The sequence below is a fragment of the Shewanella sp. AS1 genome (genome assembly GCF_021412565.1).
In the GTDB taxonomy this organism is placed as follows: Bacteria; Pseudomonadota; Gammaproteobacteria; order Enterobacterales; family Shewanellaceae; genus Shewanella.
This window is the reverse complement of record NZ_JAKCLJ010000007.1, coordinates 17,960-38,843: the sequence shown is the minus strand read 5'-3', so window position 1 is coordinate 38,843 and position 20,884 is coordinate 17,960. Positions and strand designations below refer to the sequence as shown.

Annotated in this window: 16 protein-coding genes; 11 read left to right on the top strand and 5 right to left on the bottom strand. The window is 48.7% G+C overall.

The features are described from left to right. Positions 1-133 precede the first annotated feature (133 nt). The 7 genes from fadB to LZP69_RS10890 all read left to right on the top strand — a co-directional run bounded on the left by fadB (position 134) and on the right by LZP69_RS10890 (position 9,308). The gene (gene fadB / locus LZP69_RS10920; protein WP_234200607.1) at positions 134-2,287 is read left to right on the top strand and encodes a fatty acid oxidation complex subunit alpha FadB; all 2,154 of its coding nucleotides are present in this window, start codon (positions 134-136) and stop codon (positions 2,285-2,287) included. 19 nt (positions 2,288-2,306) lie between these two features. Then, positions 2,307-3,470: an acetyl-CoA C-acyltransferase FadA gene (gene fadA / locus LZP69_RS10915; protein WP_234200606.1), complete on the top strand. Its 1,164-nt coding sequence runs from the start codon at positions 2,307-2,309 to the stop codon at positions 3,468-3,470. 168 nt (positions 3,471-3,638) lie between these two features. After that, complete coding sequence (gene ybaK / locus LZP69_RS10910; protein ID WP_234200605.1) at positions 3,639-4,106, top strand: Cys-tRNA(Pro) deacylase; 468 nt, start codon at positions 3,639-3,641, stop codon at positions 4,104-4,106. 128 nt (positions 4,107-4,234) lie between these two features. Further along, the gene (gene tusA, locus LZP69_RS10905) at positions 4,235-4,480 is read left to right on the top strand and encodes a sulfurtransferase TusA (RefSeq protein WP_234200603.1); all 246 of its coding nucleotides are present in this window, start codon (positions 4,235-4,237) and stop codon (positions 4,478-4,480) included. A gap of 75 nt (positions 4,481-4,555) precedes the next feature. Next, the gene (locus tag LZP69_RS10900) at positions 4,556-5,008 is read left to right on the top strand and encodes an MOSC domain-containing protein (protein WP_234200602.1); all 453 of its coding nucleotides are present in this window, start codon (positions 4,556-4,558) and stop codon (positions 5,006-5,008) included. 209 nt (positions 5,009-5,217) lie between these two features. Continuing rightward, positions 5,218-8,421, top strand: a complete 3,204-nt coding sequence (locus LZP69_RS10895) for an amidohydrolase family protein (protein WP_234200601.1) — start codon at positions 5,218-5,220, stop codon at positions 8,419-8,421. 215 nt (positions 8,422-8,636) lie between these two features. Then, positions 8,637-9,308 (top strand): hypothetical protein, encoded by a 672-nt coding sequence (locus LZP69_RS10890; protein WP_234200600.1) that lies wholly within the window; start codon positions 8,637-8,639, stop codon positions 9,306-9,308. 38 nt (positions 9,309-9,346) lie between these two features. On the opposite strand, the gene LZP69_RS10885 is transcribed toward LZP69_RS10890, so the two are convergent. Continuing rightward, positions 9,347-9,907 (bottom strand): DNA-3-methyladenine glycosylase I, encoded by a 561-nt coding sequence (locus LZP69_RS10885; RefSeq protein ID WP_234200599.1) that lies wholly within the window; start codon positions 9,905-9,907, stop codon positions 9,347-9,349. Between the two features lie 107 nt (positions 9,908-10,014). Between LZP69_RS10885 and glyQ the strand changes: the two genes are divergently transcribed. From glyQ to LZP69_RS10870, 3 genes are all read left to right on the top strand, one after another. Next, positions 10,015-10,920: a glycine--tRNA ligase subunit alpha gene (glyQ, locus tag LZP69_RS10880; RefSeq protein WP_234200598.1), complete on the top strand. Its 906-nt coding sequence runs from the start codon at positions 10,015-10,017 to the stop codon at positions 10,918-10,920. Between the two features lie 12 nt (positions 10,921-10,932). Next, positions 10,933-13,002, top strand: coding sequence for a glycine--tRNA ligase subunit beta (glyS, locus tag LZP69_RS10875; protein ID WP_234200597.1), 2,070 nt, complete (start codon positions 10,933-10,935; stop codon positions 13,000-13,002). Positions 13,003-13,153: 151 nt separating this feature from the next. Beyond that, entirely contained in the window at positions 13,154-14,104 is a 951-nt protein-coding gene (locus LZP69_RS10870; RefSeq protein ID WP_234200596.1) for a biotin-dependent carboxyltransferase family protein, read from the top strand. 103 nt (positions 14,105-14,207) lie between these two features. On the opposite strand, the gene gyrB is transcribed toward LZP69_RS10870, so the two are convergent. The 4 genes from gyrB to dnaA all read right to left on the bottom strand — a co-directional run bounded on the left by gyrB (position 14,208) and on the right by dnaA (position 20,289). Then, positions 14,208-16,625 carry a DNA topoisomerase (ATP-hydrolyzing) subunit B gene (gene gyrB, locus LZP69_RS10865; protein WP_234200595.1) on the bottom strand — a complete coding sequence of 806 codons (2,418 nt, stop codon included), beginning with the start codon at positions 16,623-16,625 and terminating at the stop codon, positions 14,208-14,210. Between the two features lies 1 nt (position 16,626). Then, on the bottom strand, positions 16,627-17,724 hold the full coding sequence (gene recF / locus LZP69_RS10860) for a DNA replication/repair protein RecF (protein ID WP_234200594.1): 1,098 nt from the start codon (positions 17,722-17,724) through the stop codon (positions 16,627-16,629). A 66-nt stretch (positions 17,725-17,790) separates the two neighbouring features. Next, a complete protein-coding gene (gene dnaN, locus LZP69_RS10855; RefSeq protein WP_234200593.1) occupies positions 17,791-18,891 on the bottom strand; it encodes a DNA polymerase III subunit beta in 1,101 nt (366 codons plus the stop codon). 18 nt (positions 18,892-18,909) lie between these two features. Further along, on the bottom strand, positions 18,910-20,289 hold the full coding sequence (gene dnaA, locus LZP69_RS10850) for a chromosomal replication initiator protein DnaA (RefSeq protein WP_234200592.1): 1,380 nt from the start codon (positions 20,287-20,289) through the stop codon (positions 18,910-18,912). A gap of 440 nt (positions 20,290-20,729) precedes the next feature. On the opposite strand from dnaA, the gene rpmH reads away from it, so the two are divergent. Beyond that, on the top strand, positions 20,730-20,867 hold the full coding sequence (rpmH, locus tag LZP69_RS10845) for a 50S ribosomal protein L34 (RefSeq protein ID WP_011867659.1): 138 nt from the start codon (positions 20,730-20,732) through the stop codon (positions 20,865-20,867). The last annotated feature ends 17 nt before the right edge of the window (positions 20,868-20,884 follow it).

The window sequence follows — 20,884 nt, the reverse complement described above, 5'->3', positions numbered from 1 at the left end:
TGTTGAAATTTTCTGAATTAAGTCGCACACTGGCTAACATTAGGTCAGAGAATGACCCGCTGTTAGCCAGCAGAGCCACCCATTACGCTATCAATAAAATGTGGGTATTTTTAACGCCATAAGGAAGTAAGCAATGATCTACCACAGTCCTACGATTCAGGTTGAACGGCTTGAAAACAATATAGCCAGGCTGAGTTTTAATGCCTCTGGCTCGGTGAATAAATTCGACCGCGCCACCCTAGACTCGCTCAATGAGGCACTCGACAGCCTGATACAGGCCGATGGCATTTCCGGCCTGCTGCTGAGCACTGCCAAAGAGGCCTTCATTGTCGGTGCCGACATTACCGAATTTCTAGACCTGTTCGCCGAAGAGGATGCCCAGCTGCATCAATGGCTTGTCGCGGCGAATCAGGTGTTTAACAAACTTGAAGATCTGCCCTTTCCCACGATTTCAGCCATCAAAGGCTTTGCCCTCGGCGGTGGCTGTGAAGCCATACTCGCCACAGATCTGCGTATCGCCGATACCAGCGCACGCATCGGCCTGCCAGAAACCAAACTGGGCATCATGCCTGGCTTTGGCGGCACAGTTCGCTTGCCACGTCTTATAGGTGCCGACAATGCGCTTGAGTGGATCACCACAGGCAAAGATCAACGTCCCGAGGCCGCGCTGCAGGTTGGCGCTCTAGATGCACTTGTGGCTCCAGAAGCCCTAGAAAGCAGCGCACTACAGATGCTGCAGGATGCCATAGACGGCAAACTCGACTGGCAGGCGCGCCGGGCTCGCAAGCAGCAGCCCTTAAGTTTGCCTAAGCTTGAAGCCATGATGTCTTTTGCCACCGCTAAAGGCATGGTTTATCAAGTGGCAGGTAAACACTACCCCGCACCTATGGCTGTGGTGGATGTCATAGAAAAGGCGGCTAACGAAAGCCGCGCCAACGCATTGGAAATAGAACATAACGCCTTTGTGCGCCTGGCCAAAACCGAAGTGGCTCGCGCCTTAATTGGCATCTTTCTCAACGATCAGCTGGTCAAAGGCAAGGCCAAGAAAGCCGCGAAGCAGGCGAAAAGCGTGCACTCGGCCGCCGTATTGGGTGCAGGCATCATGGGCGGCGGCATCGCCTACCAGAGTGCCAGCAAAGGTACGCCTATCGTAATGAAAGATATCAACCAGTCGGCGCTGGATCTCGGATTGAGCGAAGCATCCAAACTGCTGACCGGCCAGATTCAGCGTGGTCGCTCAACCCCAGAGAAGATGGCCAAAGTGCTTAACAGCATCACGGCCACCTTAGATTACAGCGCATTGAGTCATGCGGATCTAATTGTCGAGGCCGTGGTTGAACACCCCAAGGTAAAATCGACCGTGCTGGCCGAGGTGGAGCAGTTTGTCGATAAAGATGCCATCATCACCTCCAACACCTCGACCATCTCTATCAATCTACTAGCGCAAAGCCTGAAGAAACCCGAGCGTTTCTGTGGCATGCATTTCTTCAACCCAGTGCACAAAATGCCTTTAGTTGAGGTGATCCGTGGCGAACACAGCTCGGATGAAACCATTGCCTCAGTGGTGGCCTATGCGGCTCAGATGGGCAAGACTCCCATAGTCGTCAACGATTGTCCCGGCTTCTTCGTCAACCGAGTGCTCTTCCCCTACTTCGCCGGCTTTAGTGGCCTGTTAGCCGATGGTGCCGATTTCGCCGCCGTCGATAAGGTGATGGAAAAACAGTTCGGCTGGCCTATGGGCCCTGCTTATCTGCTTGATGTGGTAGGCCTAGATACTGGGCACCATGCTCAGGCTGTAATGGCCGAAGGCTTCCCGGATCGCATGTCTAAAAGTGGCAAAGATGCGATTGATCTGATGTTTGCAGCCGAGCGTTTCGGTCAGAAAAACGGTAAAGGCTTCTATCAATATTCCATCGACCGCAAAGGAAAACCTAAGAAAGAGCTCGACCCTGTCAGCTACGATCTGCTTGGCAATGCCTTTGGTAAGCAGTCAGAATTTAGCAGCGATGAGATTATCGCCCGCACTATGATCCCCATGATAATCGAAACCGTACGCTGTCTCGAAGAGGGCATTATTGCAACCCCAGCCGAGGCCGATATGGGGCTGGTTTATGGTCTGGGTTTCCCGCCGTTCCGCGGGGGCGTGTTCCGCTATATCGACACCTTAGGTGTGGCTAACTTTGTCGCCTTAGCCGATAAATATGCGCACTTAGGCAACCTCTATAAGGTGACAGATAAGATGCGTGAACTGGCTGCCAACAACGGCAGTTACTACAACCAAGCCTAAGCCCAGAAGGAAGAACATAATGAAACAAGCCGTTATTGTAGATTGTATCCGTACTCCTATGGGCCGCTCCAAGGCCGGAGTATTTAGAAATGTCAGAGCGGAAACCCTGTCGGCCGAGCTGATGAAGGCGTTGCTGCAGCGTAATCCTCAGTTAGATCCCGGCAGCATAGAAGATATTATCTGGGGCTGCGTACAGCAGACTTTGGAGCAAGGTTTCAATATCGCCCGAAACTCAGCCCTTTTGGCGGGTATCTCGAAACAGGTTGGCGCGGTAACAGTTAACCGTTTATGCGGCTCCTCCATGGAGGCAATCCATCAGGCCGCTCGCGCCATTATGACGGGCATGGGCGACACCTTTATCATAGGCGGTGTCGAGCATATGGGTCATGTGCCCATGAATCACGGGGTCGATTTTCACCCAGGTTTAGCCAATAAGGTCGCTAAAGCCTCTGGCATGATGGGATTAACGGCGGAAATGCTGGGTAAGATGCATGGCATCACGCGCCAGCAGCAGGATGAGTTTGCCCTTCGTTCTCACCAGCGCGCCCATGCGGCCACTATTGAGGGACGCTTTGCGCGAGAGATCCACGCCATCGAGGGCCATGACGCTAATGGCGCCCTGATTAAAGTCACCTCAGATGAAGTCATTCGCCCCGAAACCACGCTGGAATCCCTTGCCGGGCTCAGACCCGTGTTCGACCCAGCTAATGGCACTGTCACCGCAGGTAGCTCTTCGGCGCTCTCAGACGGCGCCTCTGCCATGTTAGTGATGGATGAAGAAAAGGCTAAACAGCTGGGCTTACCTATCCGCGCTCGCATTCGCGCCATGGCCGTTGCTGGTTGTGATGCGGCCATCATGGGTTACGGCCCAGTGCCAGCGACCCAAAAGGCATTGGCAAGAGCGGGGCTGACAATGGCCGATATCGACCTTGTGGAACTCAACGAAGCCTTTGCCGCCCAATCCCTTCCCTGTGTGAAAGACTTGGGCCTGATGGATCTGGTGGATGACAAAGTGAACCTCAATGGCGGCGCCATTGCTCTGGGACACCCCTTAGGCTGCTCAGGCGCACGCATTTCCACCACACTTATCAATCTGATGGAAGATAAGGATGCAACCCTAGGTCTGGCAACCATGTGTATCGGTTTGGGACAAGGCATAGCCACTGTGTTTGAACGCGTCTAATCTTGCGCAGCAACAGAGAGCATACTCATGCTTAAAATAAGACGCTGACTAATGAAAAGGGTAGCCAATTTGGCTACTCTTTTTTTCACCTGTTTCACGTGAAACACACTTGAGTTCCGCTAGGGCTTGGCACACTATAAACCTATTCTTAACCGCAGATTTTAACCCATGACACCCGCAACCATAGCTCTGGATAAAGCAAAAATCGATTATCAATTACTGGAATATCAGCACGAAACTGGCAACGCCTTCGGCCTTGAGGCTGCTCAGAAGCTTAATCTAGCGGTCGAGCTGGTATTTAAAACCCTGGTTGCTGAGCTGGACACGGGCAAATTGGTTGTCGCCATTATTCCCGTAGCGCAGAAGCTTAATATGAAACAGCTGGCGAAAGCCGCTGGCGCCAAGAAAGCGGCCATGGCCTCCCCTGATAAGGTGCAGAGATCAACTGGCTATGTATTAGGTGGCGTCAGCCCTGTTGGACAGAAAAAGCCGCTCGCCACCTTTATCGATGCCAGCGCAGCTGAACTGAAAACCATCTATGTCAGTGGTGGACGGCGTGGCCTGGATATCGCGTTGGCGCCGGCAGATTTGGCTCAAATTACCCGCGCCAAGCCGGTGCCCTTGACCCAAGGCTAAAGCCGAAACCGCCTTGTAACTCACAAAACCCAGCGCGCAACTTGGCAAGCCTATGACGCTGGCGTAATATTAGCCCTCACTGTTAGAAGTGGCGATTTTACTGACGTATCAGCATCAAGGTTATATTTATGAGCAATCCTTTTTCCGACGCACAACATCATCTCGATGCCATGGGGCTACGCTGCCCAGAACCCGTTATGATGGTCAGAAAATCTGTACGTAAAATGCATCAGGGAGAGACGCTGTTAATTATCGCCGACGATCCAGCTACGACCCGAGATATTCCAAGTTTTTGCGAGTTTATGGACCACACCCTGCTTGCCAGCCAAACCGAGTCCACCCCTTATCAATACCTGATTAAAAAAGGCTTATAAGTCCTAAGTACGCCCCTTGTCACAGTGACTCACGCCAGTTTACACTGGAGTGAAACTCACAAGGACGCACTAAGAATGGCAAGCTTACAAGGTATTAGTTACAAGGTAGTAAAAAACGGTCCAATGCTGGAAACCACCAGTGCACTCGTCACAACAAACACTGGCGTGGCACAGGATATATACGGAAAATCCAGTAAACGGCAGGTCACAGTGCTCTCGTCAGAGCAATGGCAACTCGCCTGTGATCAGCTCGATGCCACACTTCCCTGGACAGTCCGCAGAGCCAACTTGTTGATAGAAGGCATGCAGTTCGACGCCAGCCATAAAGGTAAAATCCTCAAGATAGGTGAGCTCGAACTGTTAATCACAGGCGAAACCGATCCCTGTCATAAAATGGAAGCGGCCCACGCCGGCCTAGAAGCTGCGCTTAAGCCAGATTGGCGCGGAGGGGTCACCTGCCGAGTTCTGACCGATGCCCACATCAATATTAGCGATCGGGTTTATTTAACTGATCCCCAAGAACTTTAAACTCGTCTCTCAAGCTTCTCTTCTCCAAATGCAGCCATATCGACTTTTATTGTCTGTATGGCCACATCTAATCACCTGTAATTAACCTGGTATCAACAATTAGGGTTTTCCTGTTACAGGATTTGTGCGATAAAGAACAACAAATAAAGCCCACTCGAAAACCTGTGCCTTACACGCAAGTTAACAGGGAAAATTAACAGGGAATAATAATGCTACAAAAATCAATAAAGCCCTTATGCGCGGCCATTGCCCTCTGTTTTTCTGCACCACTCTTAGCAGAAGACGCCAGCCCTAAATGGCAAGTAAACCAGCCTGAAAACGCCCCTTTTAAACAGGCAAAAATCGATGTCAATGAAGGCACCTGGATGAATGTCAGCGTCAGTCCGGATGGGAAGACTATCGTGTTTGACCTCTTGGGTGATATCTATCAGATGCCTATTAGCGGTGGCCAGGCTAAGCCTCTGGCTCAGGGGATCGCCTGGCAGATGCAGCCAGTCTACAGCCCGGATGGCAAATATATTGCCTTTACCTCGGATGAGGATGGTGGTGACAATATCTGGATAATGGAAGCCGATGGTAGCAATCCACGTCCAGTTACCCAGGAAACCTTCAGACTACTAAACAGCCCAGCCTGGAGCCCTGACTCCCAATATCTGATTGGCCGTAAACACTTTACCGGCAGCCGCAGTTTAGGGGCGGGTGAAGTCTGGCTTTATCATGTCGCAGGTGGCACAGGGGTAAAGCTAACCGAGCGTCCTAACGAGCAGAAAGATTTAGGTGAACCTGCCTACTCACCCGATGGCCGCTATGTCTATTTCAGTCAGGATGACACCCCAGGAAAAACCTTCCATTACTCAAAAGACTCGGTAAAAGGTATCTATAAGATTAAGCGTTACGATACCCAGTCCGGGGATATCGAAGTCTTGATAGAAGGTACAGGCGGTGCCATACGCCCTACCCCAAGCCCAGATGGCTCTAAGCTGGCTTACATCAAGCGTGATGGATTCCAATCCACTCTGTACCTGCTGGATCTCAAATCCGGTGAAAAAACCAAGCTCTATGACAAGTTAGACAGAGATATGCAGGAAACCTGGGCGATCCATGGTGTCTACCCCACTATGAGCTGGACAGCCGATAGCAAAGAGATCGTTTTTTGGGCTGGTGGTAAGATTAATCGCTTAGATATCAATAATAAAGAAGTTAAAGATATTCCATTCAAGGTAAAAACCGAACTGGCAATTCAGCCATCGGTTCGCTTTAAACAGAATATCGACCAGGATAAGTTTGATGTCAAAATGCTACGTATGGCTCAGGTCTCCCCTAAGGGTGACAAGGTCGTTTACGAAGCCCTGGGTAAACTCTGGATAAAATCTCTGCCCAAGGGCAAGGTGAGCCGTTTAACAGAGCTGCCTGATGAACTGCGCGAACTCGATCCCCAATGGTCCAGAGATGGCAAGAATATCGTTTTCACCACCTGGGATGACAATCAACAAGGCAGCGTACAGGTCATAGGCGTCAACAGCACCCAGTCTCATGTGTTAACCCAGGAACCGGGTAAATATGTTGAACCCACCTTCTCTCCCGATGGTCAGCTGGTTGTCTACCGTAAGATCAAAGGCGGTTATATCACCCCGAGAACCTGGTCGCAGGAACCTGGCCTGTATCAGGTAGATATCAAGCAAAAACAAAACAAGAAGATCACACCGGACGGTTATCAGCCGCAATTCGGTGCCAAATCGGATCGTGTCTATTTTATGGAGCATGGTGAAACGCCTCAGCTTGCTTCTGTCAATCTACATGGCTTCCAGAAGCGAGTGCACTACACCAGCAAACATGCCACCGAATTTCGCGTTTCACCGGACGGCACACAGCTGGCCTTCGCCGAGCGTTTTAAAGTATGGGTAACGCCTTTTGCTAAACATGGTGAAACCATAGAGATTGGCCCTAAGGCCGATAATCTGCCGGTCACTCAATTAAGCGTTCGTGCCGGGGAAAGCATCAGCTGGAATGGCAGTAGCAACCAGCTCTACTGGACCCTTGGGCCTGAGCTATATCAGGTCGATGTCGACGGCCAATATCATGCAAAGGGTGATTCGGGCAATCAGGCTGACAAGAGTGATAAAACCGCTAAACCCACCATCACTCAAATAGGGTTCGAGCAGCAAGCGGATGTTCCACGTGGAACTGTGGCTTTTGTCGGTGGCAAAGTGATCACTATGGAAGATGATAAAGTCATAGATAATGGCGTTGTCATAGTCAAAGATAATAAAATTGTCGCTGTCGGCGATGCCACAACATCCATTCCAACCGGAGCACAAGTGGTCGATATCGGCGGTAAGACGCTGATGCCAGGTCTGTTCGATGCCCATGCTCACGGTGCTCAGGCCGAGAATGAGATAATCCCGCAGCAAAACTGGGAACTCTATTCGAATCTGTCTCTGGGTGTGACCAGCATTCATGATCCCTCAAATGACACTACTGAGATCTTTGCCGCGTCTGAGCAGCAAAAGGCAGGCATGATTGCCGGGCCGCGTATATTCTCTACAGGTACTATCCTTTATGGCGCTAATATGCCTGGTTATACCTCACATATCGATTCCTTGGAGGATGCAAAATTCCACCTAGAACGACTGAAAAAGGTCGGTGCCTTTAGTGTTAAGAGCTATAACCAGCCACGCCGCAATCAGCGTCAGCAGGTGATCGCCGCCGCGCGTGAGCTGGAGATGATGGTTGTACCTGAGGGTGGCAGCCTGCTGCAACACAACCTGACCATGATTGCCGATGGTCACACCACGGTTGAACATTCTCTACCTGCAGAGAAGATCTATAGCGATATAAAACAGTTCTGGGGCCAGAGTGATGTTCACTATACGCCGACTCTAGTCGTAGCCTATGGTGGTATCGCGGGTGAGAACTACTGGTACGATAAAACCGATGTTTGGGCCCACCCTCGCCTGTCTAAATATGTGCCGGGCGATCTATTGCAAGCCAGATCCATGCGCCGACCAACCGCACCGGATGAACATTATAATCACTTCAATGTGGCTCGTGTCGCTAATGAACTGAACCAACTTGGAGTAAAACCTAACATTGGTGCCCACGGTCAGCGTGAAGGCCTTGCTGCACACTGGGAGATGTGGATGTTTGCCCAGGGCGGCATGAGCAATATGGAGGTGTTGAAAACCGCGACCATCAATCCGGCGGAAACCTTCGGCATGGATCATCAGCTTGGTTCCATTAAAGTGGGCAAACTGGCCGATCTGATTGTGGTCGATGGCGATCCATTGGCAGACATCCGAGTCACAGATAAAGTTATCCATACTATGGTGAACGGCAAACTCTATGATGCTGAAACCATGAATCAGCTCAATGGGAATAAAATCCAGAGAAAGCCATTTTTCTTTGAAAATTGATCCGTTTTTAATTTTAAAATCTGACGGTGTTTCACCGGTAAATTTTATTTTTATGAAAATTTAAAAGCGATTCAAAACAAGCAAAATTGATGACAAAAAGGGTGTTTCACGTGAAACACCCTTTTTATTAGAAAACGTATCAAACAACAGGGCTCGCTAATACAAGCTTAAATTGATAGATTACTTATGGCAACACACACCACAAGGAAGAAGAGATGAAAAGGATTGGCATAGCTTTCACCATAGCAATAATCATAGTCGCAACCTACCATCTAAAACCGACCAACTCCAAAGATGAGTCATCACCCCTGACGGCACAAACAGCCTCGCAGAGGCCACCTTTAACCAAATCCCCAGAGCTAGGTATCCAACCAGAAGAAAACTTGCTCAATAATGACCCTGCCATACAGCAGAACCAACTCCATAAAGAGACAGAAAATCATAACGAAGAAGAAAGCCAACTAGAAGCTTCAAATATAATTGTCGATCAAGAACAACTAACTAGACTTATTATAGATAGCAACGACGCCGTTGATAGAGAAGCAGTTCAACAAATTTTTAATGATGATTTACGTCAGCTTATCAATCAGATAGAGGCGTTAGATGAGATCAACGAGACAGCCAAACAGCGCTATGGTTTGCTCGCCGATAACCTAGCCTCTCTGGCAGAAATTCAAATATATGAACAGGAATATGCCTGTGCCGATAGGGTCTGCGTGCTCTCCTTAACGGCAAACAAACTTGAACAGCAAGTCGTTGATAAAATTTCTGAATTTGACAAGAACATCACATTTATCAAGCAGACAGAGCTAAGCAGCGGTGAAACCAGATTTGAGGCGCTCTATATACAAACTGACGACCCATCGAAACTAGTTTTCCAACGCTAACAATCAGATTTGTTTATTTAACACAAAAATACCCACGGCTATTTTTGATAGTAGTAGCAATCCTGGGTGTGGTCATTGACCATGCCCACGGCCTGCATAAAGGCGTAACAAATCGTCGGACCGACAAAGTTAAAGCCCAGCTTTTTTAACGCCTTGGACATGGCTTCAGACTCAGGGGTCTGTGCGGGTAACTCATTAATCGACTTAAAATGATTCAGCTTAGGTTTTCCGCCGACAAAGCTCCATAAAAACTCAGAAAAATCATTACCTTGTTCAACAAATGCAATATAGCCTTTGGCATTTCTTATGATGGAGTTCACCTTTAGACGGTTGCGGATAATACCTGGGTTTTGCAATAACTCCTCGACCTTATGTTCATCAAATTGGGCGATGATATAGGGGTCAAAATCGGCAAATGCCGCCTCGTAATTCTGCTGCTTCTTCAAAATGGTGATCCAGGAAAGACCGGCCTGCTGTCCATCCAGACATAATTTGGCGAAGAGTTCACGGCTGTCATAAACAGGTTTGCCCCACACCTTATCGTGGTAAGCCTGATAGAGAGGATCGTCACTCACCCAGGCACAACGTTTTATATCCATCATATTTTCCTGATTTTGCGCGGTTATGGTAAAAAATAACCTACATAAGCGGTTTTCAACAAGGTATAATCGAAACCATTTTCTATCACAAGCCGACAGTAGTAGACATGACGACGAAACACGACGTAAAAACATTCCAGGGTTTTATCCTAACCCTGCAAGAATACTGGGCGCAGCAAGGGTGCGCCATAGTTCAACCGCTGGATATGGAAGTCGGTGCGGGCACCTTTCACCCTATGACATTCCTGCGCTCTTTAGGCCCGGAGCCGATGAACAGCGCCTATGTTCAGCCTTGTCGCCGTCCTACCGATGGCCGTTATGGTGAAAACCCTAACCGCCTGCAGCATTACTATCAGTTTCAGGTTGTGCTAAAGCCATCGCCAAGCAATATTCAGGAGCTCTATCTGGGTTCGCTGGAAGCCTTGGGTGTGGACATGGGTGTCCATGATGTGCGCTTTGTGGAAGATAACTGGGAATCGCCAACCTTGGGCGCCTGGGGTCTGGGCTGGGAAGTCTGGCTGAACGGCATGGAAGTATCTCAGTTTACTTACTTCCAACAGGTGGGCGGCCTCGAATGCAGCCCTGTAACGGGTGAGATCACTTACGGGCTTGAGCGTCTGGCCATGTACATCCAGGAAGTCGACAGCGTCTATGATCTGGTCTGGACCGACGGCCCTATGGGTAAGATCATGTATGGCGATGTGTTCCATCAAAACGAAGTAGAACAATCGGCTTATAACTTCGAACACGCCAATGTTGAAGTGCTGTTTAAGCAGTTCGATGACTGCGAAAAAGCCTGTAATCATCTGCTTGCACTAGACCCCCCCCTACCGCTGCCAGCCTATGAGCAAGTGATGAAAGCCTCTCACGCCTTCAACCTGCTCGATGCACGCCATGCAATTTCGGTGACCGAGCGTCAGCGTTATATACTTCGCGTTCGCACCATGGCCAAAGCCGTTGCCGAATCCTACTACCAAGCTCGTGAAGCGCTTGGCTTCCCAATGTGTAAGTAAAGAGGTATTGAGATGAAATTTGAAAACTTACTCATTGAAGTGGGTACAGAAGAGTTACCGCCAAAATCACTGCGTAACTTAGCCGAATCTTTCCTGGCCAACTTTGAAGAAGAGTTAAATAAAGCCGAGTTAAGCTATGACTCTGCCACTTGGTATGCTGCACCCCGTCGTCTGGCGCTTAATATCGAGGCGCTGGTCACAGCACAGGCAGACAAGGTCGTTGAAAAGCGCGGCCCAGCTATTGCTCAAGCCTTCGATGCCGATGGCAATCCAACTAAAGCCGCTATGGGTTGGGCCCGTGGTAATGGCATCACAGTTGAGCAAGCCGAACGTCTAAAGACAGATAAGGGTGAATGGTTGCTGCATCAGGCAAAAGTCGTCGGTGTCGAAACTAAGACCTTAGTCGCCGAGATGGCGCAACGTGCGCTAGACAAGCTGCCCATTCCTAAACCTATGCGTTGGGGCAGCAGCAAAACACAATTTATTCGCCCAGTTCATACTGTCACTATGTTGATGGGTAGCGAGCTGATTGAAGGCGAACTACTGGGGATTAAATCGGCGCGTACTGTTCGTGGTCATCGCTTCATGGGTGTTGATTCTTTCGAACTGGATCATGCTGATAACTACCTGGGCAGCCTTGAAACCCAAGGCAAAGTCATCGCCGATTACCAGGCGCGTAAGACTTTAATCAAAGCCGATGCGGAAAAAGCCGCAGCGACCTTGGGCGGGATTGCCGAGATAGAGGAAGATCTGCTCGAAGAGGTCACCTCTCTGGTGGAATGGCCTGTGGTACTCACGGCAAACTTCGAAGAGAAGTTCCTCGATGTGCCAGCAGAAGCCTTGGTCTATACCATGAAAGGCGATCAGAAATACTTCCCAGTATTTAATCAGGCGGGTGAACTACTGCCACACTTTATCTTCGTCACAAATATAGTATCTAAAGATCCACAGCAGATCATTTCGGGTAACGAAAAAGTGGTTCGCCCTCGCCTCGCTGATGCCGAATTCTTCTTCGAAACCGATAAAAAACACAGTCTGGAATCACGCCTAAGCAGCTTAGAGACTGTGGTATTCCAGAAGCAGCTTGGCACGATTAAAGACAGAGTCGAGCGTATCTCTGCCTTGGCTGGCTTTATCGCCCAAGGAATTGGCGCCGATAGCGAGCAAGCAGCCCGCGCCGGTCTGCTTTCTAAGTCAGATCTGATGACCAACATGGTGATGGAGTTTACCGATCTGCAAGGAACCATGGGGATGCATTACGCCCGCCTCGATGGTGAAACCGAAGCGGTCGCCCTGGCACTGGAGCAGCAATATAAGCCTAAGTTCTCCGGTGATACAGTCCCTACTGTCGATATCTCAATCGCTGTGGCACTGGCAGAGAAATTCGATACTCTGGTCGGTATCTTCGGTATTGGTCAGGCGCCTAAAGGCGCCGCCGATCCGTTCGCACTGCGCCGCGCTGCTATCGGTATTCTGCGTATCTGCGTGGAAAACAAACTACCGCTGGATCTGGTGGATCTTATCGCCAAGGCACAAGCCCTTCATGGCGAAAACCTCAGTAATCCAGATACTGCCGAGCAAGTGCTGGAATTCCTAATGGGACGTTTCCGCGCCTGGTATCAGGATCAAGATGTGAGTGTGGATGTGATCCTGGCGGTATTAGCCCGTCGCCCCACCTCTCCGGCCGATTTCGACAGCCGCATCAAGGCGGTCAGCCACTTCAGAAGTCTGGAACAGGCCGCTGCACTGGCCGCGGCCAACAAGCGGGTATCCAACATTCTGGCTAAGGTTGAAGGCGAACTTGCGACCAAGATTGACTCTACCCTGCTGGTTGAAGCAGCCGAGAAAGCCCTGGCGGCGAAATTAGGTGAGTTACAACCACAGCTTGAGCCACTGTTTGCCAATGCTGACTATCAGCAAGCCTTAGTGCTGCTGGCCGATCTGCGTGAAAGTGTCGATACTTTCTTCGAAGATGTGATGGTCATGGCCGATGATGAGGCGCTAAAGAATAACCGTTTAGCCCTGTTATCTAACCTACGCGAACAGTTCCTTCACGTTGCGGATATTTCTCTGCTTCAATAATGGATAAGCCATTGAAAAAACGCATCCTTGTGATGCGTTTTTTTATGTCCGGTTTTATAAATAGGTCACAGCGATTAACTCAAGTATTATTTGCTTTTGTTTATGCGCGGCATAGATTCCAACAAGCAAACTCAACCTATGATGCATTGTAATGATTAACCTTCTGCAAGCCGACATTCAGATAAGCATTCAAGATTTAGGTCGTAAGCGACCCAAGCAAAATGGCTTCTATGGGGGCGCCGTCGATAGACAGGCGCTTATTCTCGCTAACCGACTGCTAGGCAATCAGGATAACAGCCCAACGCTCGAGTTCTGTGCGAGAGTGTTCTGTAAGAGAGAATTAAGCTCGGGAGCATTAGTGCTCTATTTTCAGCAAACAAGCTGGATCGCATTAACCGGGGCCGATTTTGACGCCAGGGTTGAGGATAGACCATTAAGAAGTGGCTGGCGGGCCAAGGTTAATGCCGGTGAACGGCTGTTTATTCATGGACCTAAAACAGGCATCTATGGCTACCTTGCCATTCTGGGTGGCATTGCAAATATTAGCGGTATGACTGAACAAGCAGGTGGATCACTGTGCAAGCATTTAAAGGCAGATGCTTGCTTGTCCTTGAATCCACCCAAGAATCAAATTTCTCGCCCCATAGGCGTGATACAAAGGGTAAATGACGGCATTTTAAGGGCTCTGCCTGGTGCTGAACTCGATCTCTTTACCACATCGAGCCGAAAAAGTTTCTGGGCCAAAGAGTGGATACTTGCAGCGCAATCTAGCCGGAGCGCCGCCTTTTTAGAAGGTGAGTCACTAAGCTCTGCCATCAAAATAGCCACTCAAACAGCATTAGCGCCAAACCCCAACCTACCCGGCACGGTACAGGTCTCAGAACAGGGAAAAGTGAGCATCTCTCTGGCCGACAACCAGAATACGGGAAATTACCCAGTGATTGCCAGAGTGATTGAAGCCGATCTCTGGAAGGTGGCACAGAGGCAACCGGGGCAAAGATTTACATTTGAGCATGTCAGTCCCAACCAGGTTGAGAGCGCCAACTATGAATGGCAGCAATACTTTGAACGCTTAGCAAGAATGCTCCATCGCAATAGCTAGCTAAGACTCTCATCCACTGACAGACAGAAACAAAAAACCCCGGAAAAATGCCGGGGTTTTGATTATTGCTCACTTTTAACGTCTTATGTTTAAACGTCTTATGTTAAACGTCCAGGTTCGCCACGTTCAGGGCGTTTGACTCGATAAAGTCACGGCGCGGCTCAACCTGATCGCCCATTAAGCAGGTAAACAGCTGATCGGCCGCAACCGCATCTTCTACTGTTACACGCAGCATGCGACGCGACTCAGGATCCATTGTGGTTTCCCATAGCTGCTCAGGGTTCATCTCACCCAGACCCTTATAGCGCTGGATATAGAGGCCACGCTTAGAGTCTGTCATCAACCAATCTAAAGCATCAACAAAAGAGGTGATCTCTTTAACGCGCTCACCACGCTTAACATAACCACCCTCTTCGATGAGGCCATCAAGCTCTCCAGCCAGCTTAGTAATACGCTGATAATCACTAGACTGCAGGAACTCATAAGAGAACAAGTAGTGAGTATCGATACCATGCTTACGGATAGTCACCTTAGGCAGATAGACATGACGCTCTGGGTCGAGGAAGGCTTCTGCACTGAAGATATAACCACCCGATTCTGCTGCGGTTAACGCCGCAACATAATTATCGCACCACTGTTTTACTTTGGCTTCGTCGGCTAGCAGCTCTGGGGTTAGGCCAGGCTGATACAACATACGTTCAGTTAACATGGTTGGGAAGCGTTGATCTAGACGCTCAAAAATCGCTTCTACTTCACGGTACTGATAAACCAGTTTTTCCAACGGTGCGCCCGACATGGCTGGCGCATCTGGTGAAGAGTGAATTTCACCACCATCAAGAGCCAGGTTCGTCAGGTATTCCACCAGCGCAGGATCGTCTTTCAGGTACTGCTCCTGCTTACCCTTTTTCACTTTATACAGAGGTGGCTGAGCAATATAGACATAGCCACGTTCAATCATCTCAGGCATTTGACGGAAGAAGAAGGTCAACAGCAAGGTACGAATGTGCGAGCCGTCGACGTCAGCATCTGTCATGATAACGATATTATGATAACGCGTCTTGTCTGGATCATATTCATCACGGCCGATACCACAGCCAAGTGCGGTAATAAGTGTCGCCACTTCCTGTGAAGAGAGCATCTTATCGAAACGGGCTTTCTCGACGTTAAGGATCTTACCCTTAAGCGGCAGAATCGCCTGATTCTTACGGTTACGACCCTGCTTAGCACTACCGCCCGCAGAGTCACCCTCCACTATGTAGATTTCAGAAAGCGCAGGGTCTTTCTCCTGGCAATCCGCCAGCTTACCCGGCAGGCCGCCTAAATCTAATGCGCCTTTACGACGAGTCATCTCACGGGCTTTACGGGCAGCTTCACGGGCGCGAGCCGCATCGATGATCTTACCGACAATCAGCTTGGCTTCATTAGGGTTTTCAAGCAGGTAGTCACCCAGCTTTTCACCCATGGTCTGCTCAACAGCCGTCTTCACTTCGCTGGAAACCAGTTTATCTTTCGTCTGAGAACTAAACTTAGGATCCGGCACTTTAACCGAAATAACTGCGGTCAAGCCTTCACGGGCATCATCACCCGTGGCCGAGGTTTTACCTTTCTTGTTAAAGCCCTCTTTATCCATATAAGTGTTGAGGTTACGGGTCAGAGCACTACGGAAACCGGCTAAGTGGGTACCGCCATCACGCTGAGGGATGTTGTTGGTAAAGCAGAAGATATTTTCCTGGAAACCATCATTCCACTGCATAGCAACTTCAACAGTAATGCCATCTTCACGCTCTTGCACGAAGTGGAAGATCTCTTTGTTTACCGGCGTTTTGTTGGTGTTCAGGTAGTTAACAAAGGCACTGATACCGCCTTCATACTTGAAAAACTCGTCTTTGTTATCGCGCTCATCGGCAAGACGAATCCCCACTCCCGAGTTCAGGAACGACAGTTCACGAACTCGCTTAGCTAAAATATCGAAATGGAACTGGGTATCTGAGAAAGTTTTCGGGCTCGGCCAGAAACGAATTTCGGTACCTGTGTTAGTCGCATCGCCAATCTCTTTAATCGGCGCATCCGGCTCACCCATGGTATAAAACTGCTCATAGAGCTTGCCATCACGGCGAATAGTGAGCTGCAGCTTTTCTGACAAGGCGTTTACCACTGAGACACCTACGCCATGAAGACCACCAGAAACCTTATAGGAGTTATCGTCGAACTTACCACCCGCATGCAGTACCGTCATGATCACCTGCGCCGCTGATACACCCTCTTCTGGGTGAATTGCCACGGGAATACCACGTCCGTCATCCTTTACCGATACCGAACCATCAGCGTGGATAGTAATGCTCACATCATTACAGTGCCCAGCCAAAGCCTCATCGATAGAGTTATCGACCACTTCGAATACCATGTGATGTAGACCCGTACCATCGTCGGTGTCCCCAATATACATCCCAGGTCTCTTACGTACTGCATCAAGGCCTTTTAGTACCTTAATACTCGAAGAATCGTAACTATTCTCTGACATATTATTCTCTCAATGGTTTTTCAATTACCGTTACACGCCCATGTTCCACATGGAACATCTTAACTGGTGGCGTGCCTAACGAATCCGTTATCGCTGCAGGCTCGATGGCGGTGACAAAAATCTGCGCCCCGGTATCGCTTAGCTGCTGCAGCAACAGTTGTCTGTGTTTTGCATCCAATTCCGATGGTAGATCATCCACCAAATAGATACTGTTTTTATCTATCTGTTGTTTCAGCAACTTTCCCTGCGCTATGCGTAGTGCGCACACCAATAACTTCAACTGACCCCGGGATAAAGCATCCTGAACAGGCAAGGTGCCAACACGTAATCTTAAGTCTGCTTTATGGGGTCCACTCGTGGTGTGTCCCGCTGCTAAATCTCTGGGATATTGCGTTTCCAATAACGTCTGATAATCGGTTTTACTATCCCATCCTCTGGTAAAAGAAACCTTAACATCTACCTGAGGTAAAAACTCTTCGATTATACCCTTAAGTCGTTCATTTAACGAGCCCACATATTGCTTTCTTATGTCGGTGACCAGTTCTGCATAACGGATAAGTTCTTTATCCCAATGTTGTACCTGCTGGTAGCTAACTTCATTTTTAAGCAATTGATTTCTATGTTTTAAAATCCGCCTAACCTTAGTCCAGGCATCATAGAAATGTGGATTGGTATGAAAGGCGCCCCAATCGATAAATTGGCGACGCGCCTTAGGCCCTTCAAAAAGTAGCGAAAAGCTTTCTGGGGTGATCACCTGTATGGGCAAAGTTTCGGCTAATGTCGACAGGCGCTTTATCTTATCACCATTGATTTTCACCTGAATATCACCGCTACGAAAACGGCGTAAACCGATTTTATAGACTTGTTCGGCCTGCTCCATTTGGGCAAACAGGGTGAGATCGTCCTGATTATTTTGGATCACTCGTTGGGACAAGTGGCTGCGAAAAGAGCGCCCCATGCCCAGAAAATAGATGGCTTCGAGGATACTGGTTTTGCCACTGCCGTTTTGCCCATAGATCAGGTTCAATCCATCGCCTAACTGCAGCTGAGCATTAGTGATATTACGGAAACGGTCGATATGAAGCCGAGATAAGCTCATGAAATACTCAGATGTTCAGCCAGACAGCAAAGATTAACGCCCAATAAAGGCGTTAATCCCTTCCCGTTAGAGACGCATTGGCATCACAACATACATAGAATCTTCTTCGATATGGTTTTCAATTAAGGCGCTGGAGTTGCCATCAATTAAGGTGATACGCACATCGTCAGAAGGCAGGTTGTTCAACACATCCAGGAGATAGCTGACGTTAAAGCCTATCTCTAGTGGTGTGTTGTCATAATCGATATCTAAGATCTCTTCCGCCTCTTCCTGCTCAGGGTTATTGGCTGTGATCTTGATTAAGTTAGGCTCAAGCTGTACCCGCACACCGCGGAACTTCTCGTTAGAGAGAATGGATGCACGAAGCAAGGCTTGTTTTAACTGGTTGCGGCTGGCGATCACTATTTTATCGCCGCCTTTGGGTAACACGCGGCGGTAATCTGGGAAGCGACCATCCACCAGCTTGCTGGTAAATACTGCACTCTGAGTCGTGGCGCGGATCGCGTTATCACCAATCTCAATAGTGACATCCAGATCTTCCCCCTCAAACAGACGTTGCAGTTCGAGTACCCCTTTTCGCGGCACAATAACTTGCTTCTCTGGCAGAGATTCCTCAATCATACGATGGCTCAAGGCCAGGCGATGGCCATCTGTAGCGATAGCCCGCAGCACATTACCTTCGGTTTCCAGTAACAGACCGTTGAGGTAATAGCGCACATCCTGGTTTGCCATGGAAAACTGAGTGGCATCAATAAGCGACTTAAGCGTGCCCTGCTTAATGGTAAACTGAATATCTGCCTGAAAGGCCTCGACATTGGGGTACTCTTCGGCAGGCAGAGTCGCTAAGGTAAAGCGGCTGCGGCCAGAGCGTAACAGCAAACGGTTGTCCTGTTGCTCAATCTTAAGTTCGACCTGTTCTGGTAGCGATTTGACAATATCGAGCAGCTTCTTGGCTGGCACTGTGGTACGCCCATCCTGGACATCACCCTGTAGCTGCGCCTGACCCACTAATTCCACTTCCAGATCTGTACCTGTTAATTTTAGTGAGTAATTACTCACTTCTACTAAAAGGTTAGCCAGGATAGGTAGATTATGTCGTCTCTCCACCGCGCCACTCACCAGCTGCAGCGGCTTTAATAGGGCATCCCTATCAATTGAAAATTTCATTAGATCCAATTCCCTGATTTATGAAGATAACGTACGGATTAAGTTAGCATAATCTTCTTTAATGTCATGACTTTCTTCACGCAGTTGCGCAATTTTACGACATGCATGCAACACAGTGGTGTGATCCCGTCCACCAAAGGCGTCACCTATCTCAGGCAGACTCTGGTTTGTCAGCTCTTTCGACAAGGCCATCGCCATCTGTCTGGGACGTGCCACACTGCGCGAACGACGCTTAGATAACATATCAGCCATCTTGATCTTATAATATTCGGCAACGGTTTTTTGAATATTGTCTATAGTGACCAATTTTTCCTGCAATGCCAACAGGTCCCTTAAGGCTTCGCGCACAAAATCGATAGTGATCGGACGTCCGGTAAAGTTGGCGTTAGCTATCACACGGTTAAGCGCCCCTTCCAGCTCACGCACGTTGGAACGTAGACGCTTGGCAATAAAGAAAGCCACTTCATCGGGAAGGTTGATGCCGCTCTCCTGAGCCTTACGCATCAAAATCGCCACTCGGGTTTCTAACTCGGGAGGCTCGATGGCGACTGTGAGTCCCCAGCCAAAACGGGACTTGAGACGATCTTCAACACCATCGATCTCTTTAGGATAACGATCCGATGTCAAAATGATCTGATGATTACCCTCAAGTAAGGCATTAAATGTGTGAAAAAACTCTTCCTGGGATCTATCTTTGTTAGCAAAGAACTGAATATCATCGATAAACAGTGCATCCACGCTGCGATAGTAGCGCTTAAACTCTTCGATGGCGTTATTTTGCAGCGCCTTAACCATGTCCTGCACGAAACGCTCTGAATGCATATAAACCACTTTCGCATCGGGTTTATTCTTGATAATGCCATTACCCACTGCATGTAACAGGTGGGTCTTACCCAGACCAGTACCACCGTAAAGAAACAGTGGATTGTAAGCTCCACCAGGATTTTCAGCGACTTGCAGTGCCGCAGCCTTACCTAACTGGTTCGACTTACCCTCAACGAAGTTATCAAACTGATAAGTAGGGTTAATATTGCTTCTGTGATTTGTCGTCACTGCAGGTTCGTTGCTGTTAAAGGTAGGCTTAGCGGGCGACTGCACATTTGATAATACGGGCGTCTTTACCGATACAGCAGGTTTTGCAGGCTGACTAACTGGTCTGCTGCCGATATCGAAACGCAACTTAGGCGCACTGTTGCCTAATTGCTCAGTAAAAAATTGATTAATGCTGTTAAGGTATTTATCCCTTACCCAATCGAGCACAAAACGATTAGGTGCATATAATACGAGAGTGTCCCCGTCCATTTCGGCTTGTAACGGTCTAATCCACATGCTGAATTGCTGAGCAGAAAGCTCATCCTGTAGTCGTCCGATACATTGCTGCCAAAGAGAAACCGCCACGTATTTATCCCCAAAAGATCCAATCAAAGAGATGTATTCTATAGTGAGATAACGAGGATCGCTATCCTTTAAATGGATTTATCCCCAGTTAGATCATCATTATTTTTCTGTGGAGATCCTCTAAGATCTCGTTCGATCAAAATATTTAAATAAAGCAGCAAACTCAGCTTTATTAAGCGATCCAGATCGATCTATAATGTGCGACCTTCGATCTAAGCAATGATCACTAGATCCACAAGATATAGTGCCCATTCACAGAGTTATCCACACTAGATAGTGTATTTGGGTAACTTAATAAGAAGATACAGAGGCAGAATTTATCCACTTAAGCGCTTTGCCGGTTGACGGCCATAGCGAAAGTGATTACAATTCGGCCTCTTTTTTGTCCTTACCTCTTTTAGAGATAAGGTTTATTCACCTAACAAAGACGGATTGCCATAATGAGTAAACGTACTTTTCAACCTAGCAACCTGAAGCGCAAGCGTTCTCACGGCTTCCGCGCTCGTATGGCTACTGTAGGTGGCCGTAAGGTCATCGCACGTCGTCGTGCAAAAGGTCGCGCTCGTCTTTCTGCTTAATATAAGTAGAAATGCTA

Excerpts from the sequence above, each read along its gene's own strand:
- fadB (WP_234200607.1), top strand. The coding sequence starts at position 134 with ATGATCTACCACAGTCCTACGATTCAGGTTGAACGGCTTGAAAACAAT.
- fadA (WP_234200606.1), top strand. The coding sequence starts at position 2,307 with ATGAAACAAGCCGTTATTGTAGATTGTATCCGTACTCCTATGGGCCGC.
- ybaK (WP_234200605.1), top strand. The coding sequence starts at position 3,639 with ATGACACCCGCAACCATAGCTCTGGATAAAGCAAAAATCGATTATCAA.
- tusA (WP_234200603.1), top strand. The coding sequence starts at position 4,235 with ATGAGCAATCCTTTTTCCGACGCACAACATCATCTCGATGCCATGGGG.
- LZP69_RS10900 (WP_234200602.1), top strand. The coding sequence starts at position 4,556 with ATGGCAAGCTTACAAGGTATTAGTTACAAGGTAGTAAAAAACGGTCCA.
- LZP69_RS10895 (WP_234200601.1), top strand. The coding sequence starts at position 5,218 with ATGCTACAAAAATCAATAAAGCCCTTATGCGCGGCCATTGCCCTCTGT.
- LZP69_RS10890 (WP_234200600.1), top strand. The coding sequence starts at position 8,637 with ATGAAAAGGATTGGCATAGCTTTCACCATAGCAATAATCATAGTCGCA.
- LZP69_RS10885 (WP_234200599.1), bottom strand. The coding sequence starts at position 9,907 with ATGGATATAAAACGTTGTGCCTGGGTGAGTGACGATCCTCTCTATCAG.
- glyQ (WP_234200598.1), top strand. The coding sequence starts at position 10,015 with ATGACGACGAAACACGACGTAAAAACATTCCAGGGTTTTATCCTAACC.
- glyS (WP_234200597.1), top strand. The coding sequence starts at position 10,933 with ATGAAATTTGAAAACTTACTCATTGAAGTGGGTACAGAAGAGTTACCG.
- LZP69_RS10870 (WP_234200596.1), top strand. The coding sequence starts at position 13,154 with ATGATTAACCTTCTGCAAGCCGACATTCAGATAAGCATTCAAGATTTA.
- gyrB (WP_234200595.1), bottom strand. The coding sequence starts at position 16,625 with ATGTCAGAGAATAGTTACGATTCTTCGAGTATTAAGGTACTAAAAGGC.
- recF (WP_234200594.1), bottom strand. The coding sequence starts at position 17,724 with ATGAGCTTATCTCGGCTTCATATCGACCGTTTCCGTAATATCACTAAT.
- dnaN (WP_234200593.1), bottom strand. The coding sequence starts at position 18,891 with ATGAAATTTTCAATTGATAGGGATGCCCTATTAAAGCCGCTGCAGCTG.
- rpmH (WP_011867659.1), top strand. The coding sequence starts at position 20,730 with ATGAGTAAACGTACTTTTCAACCTAGCAACCTGAAGCGCAAGCGTTCT.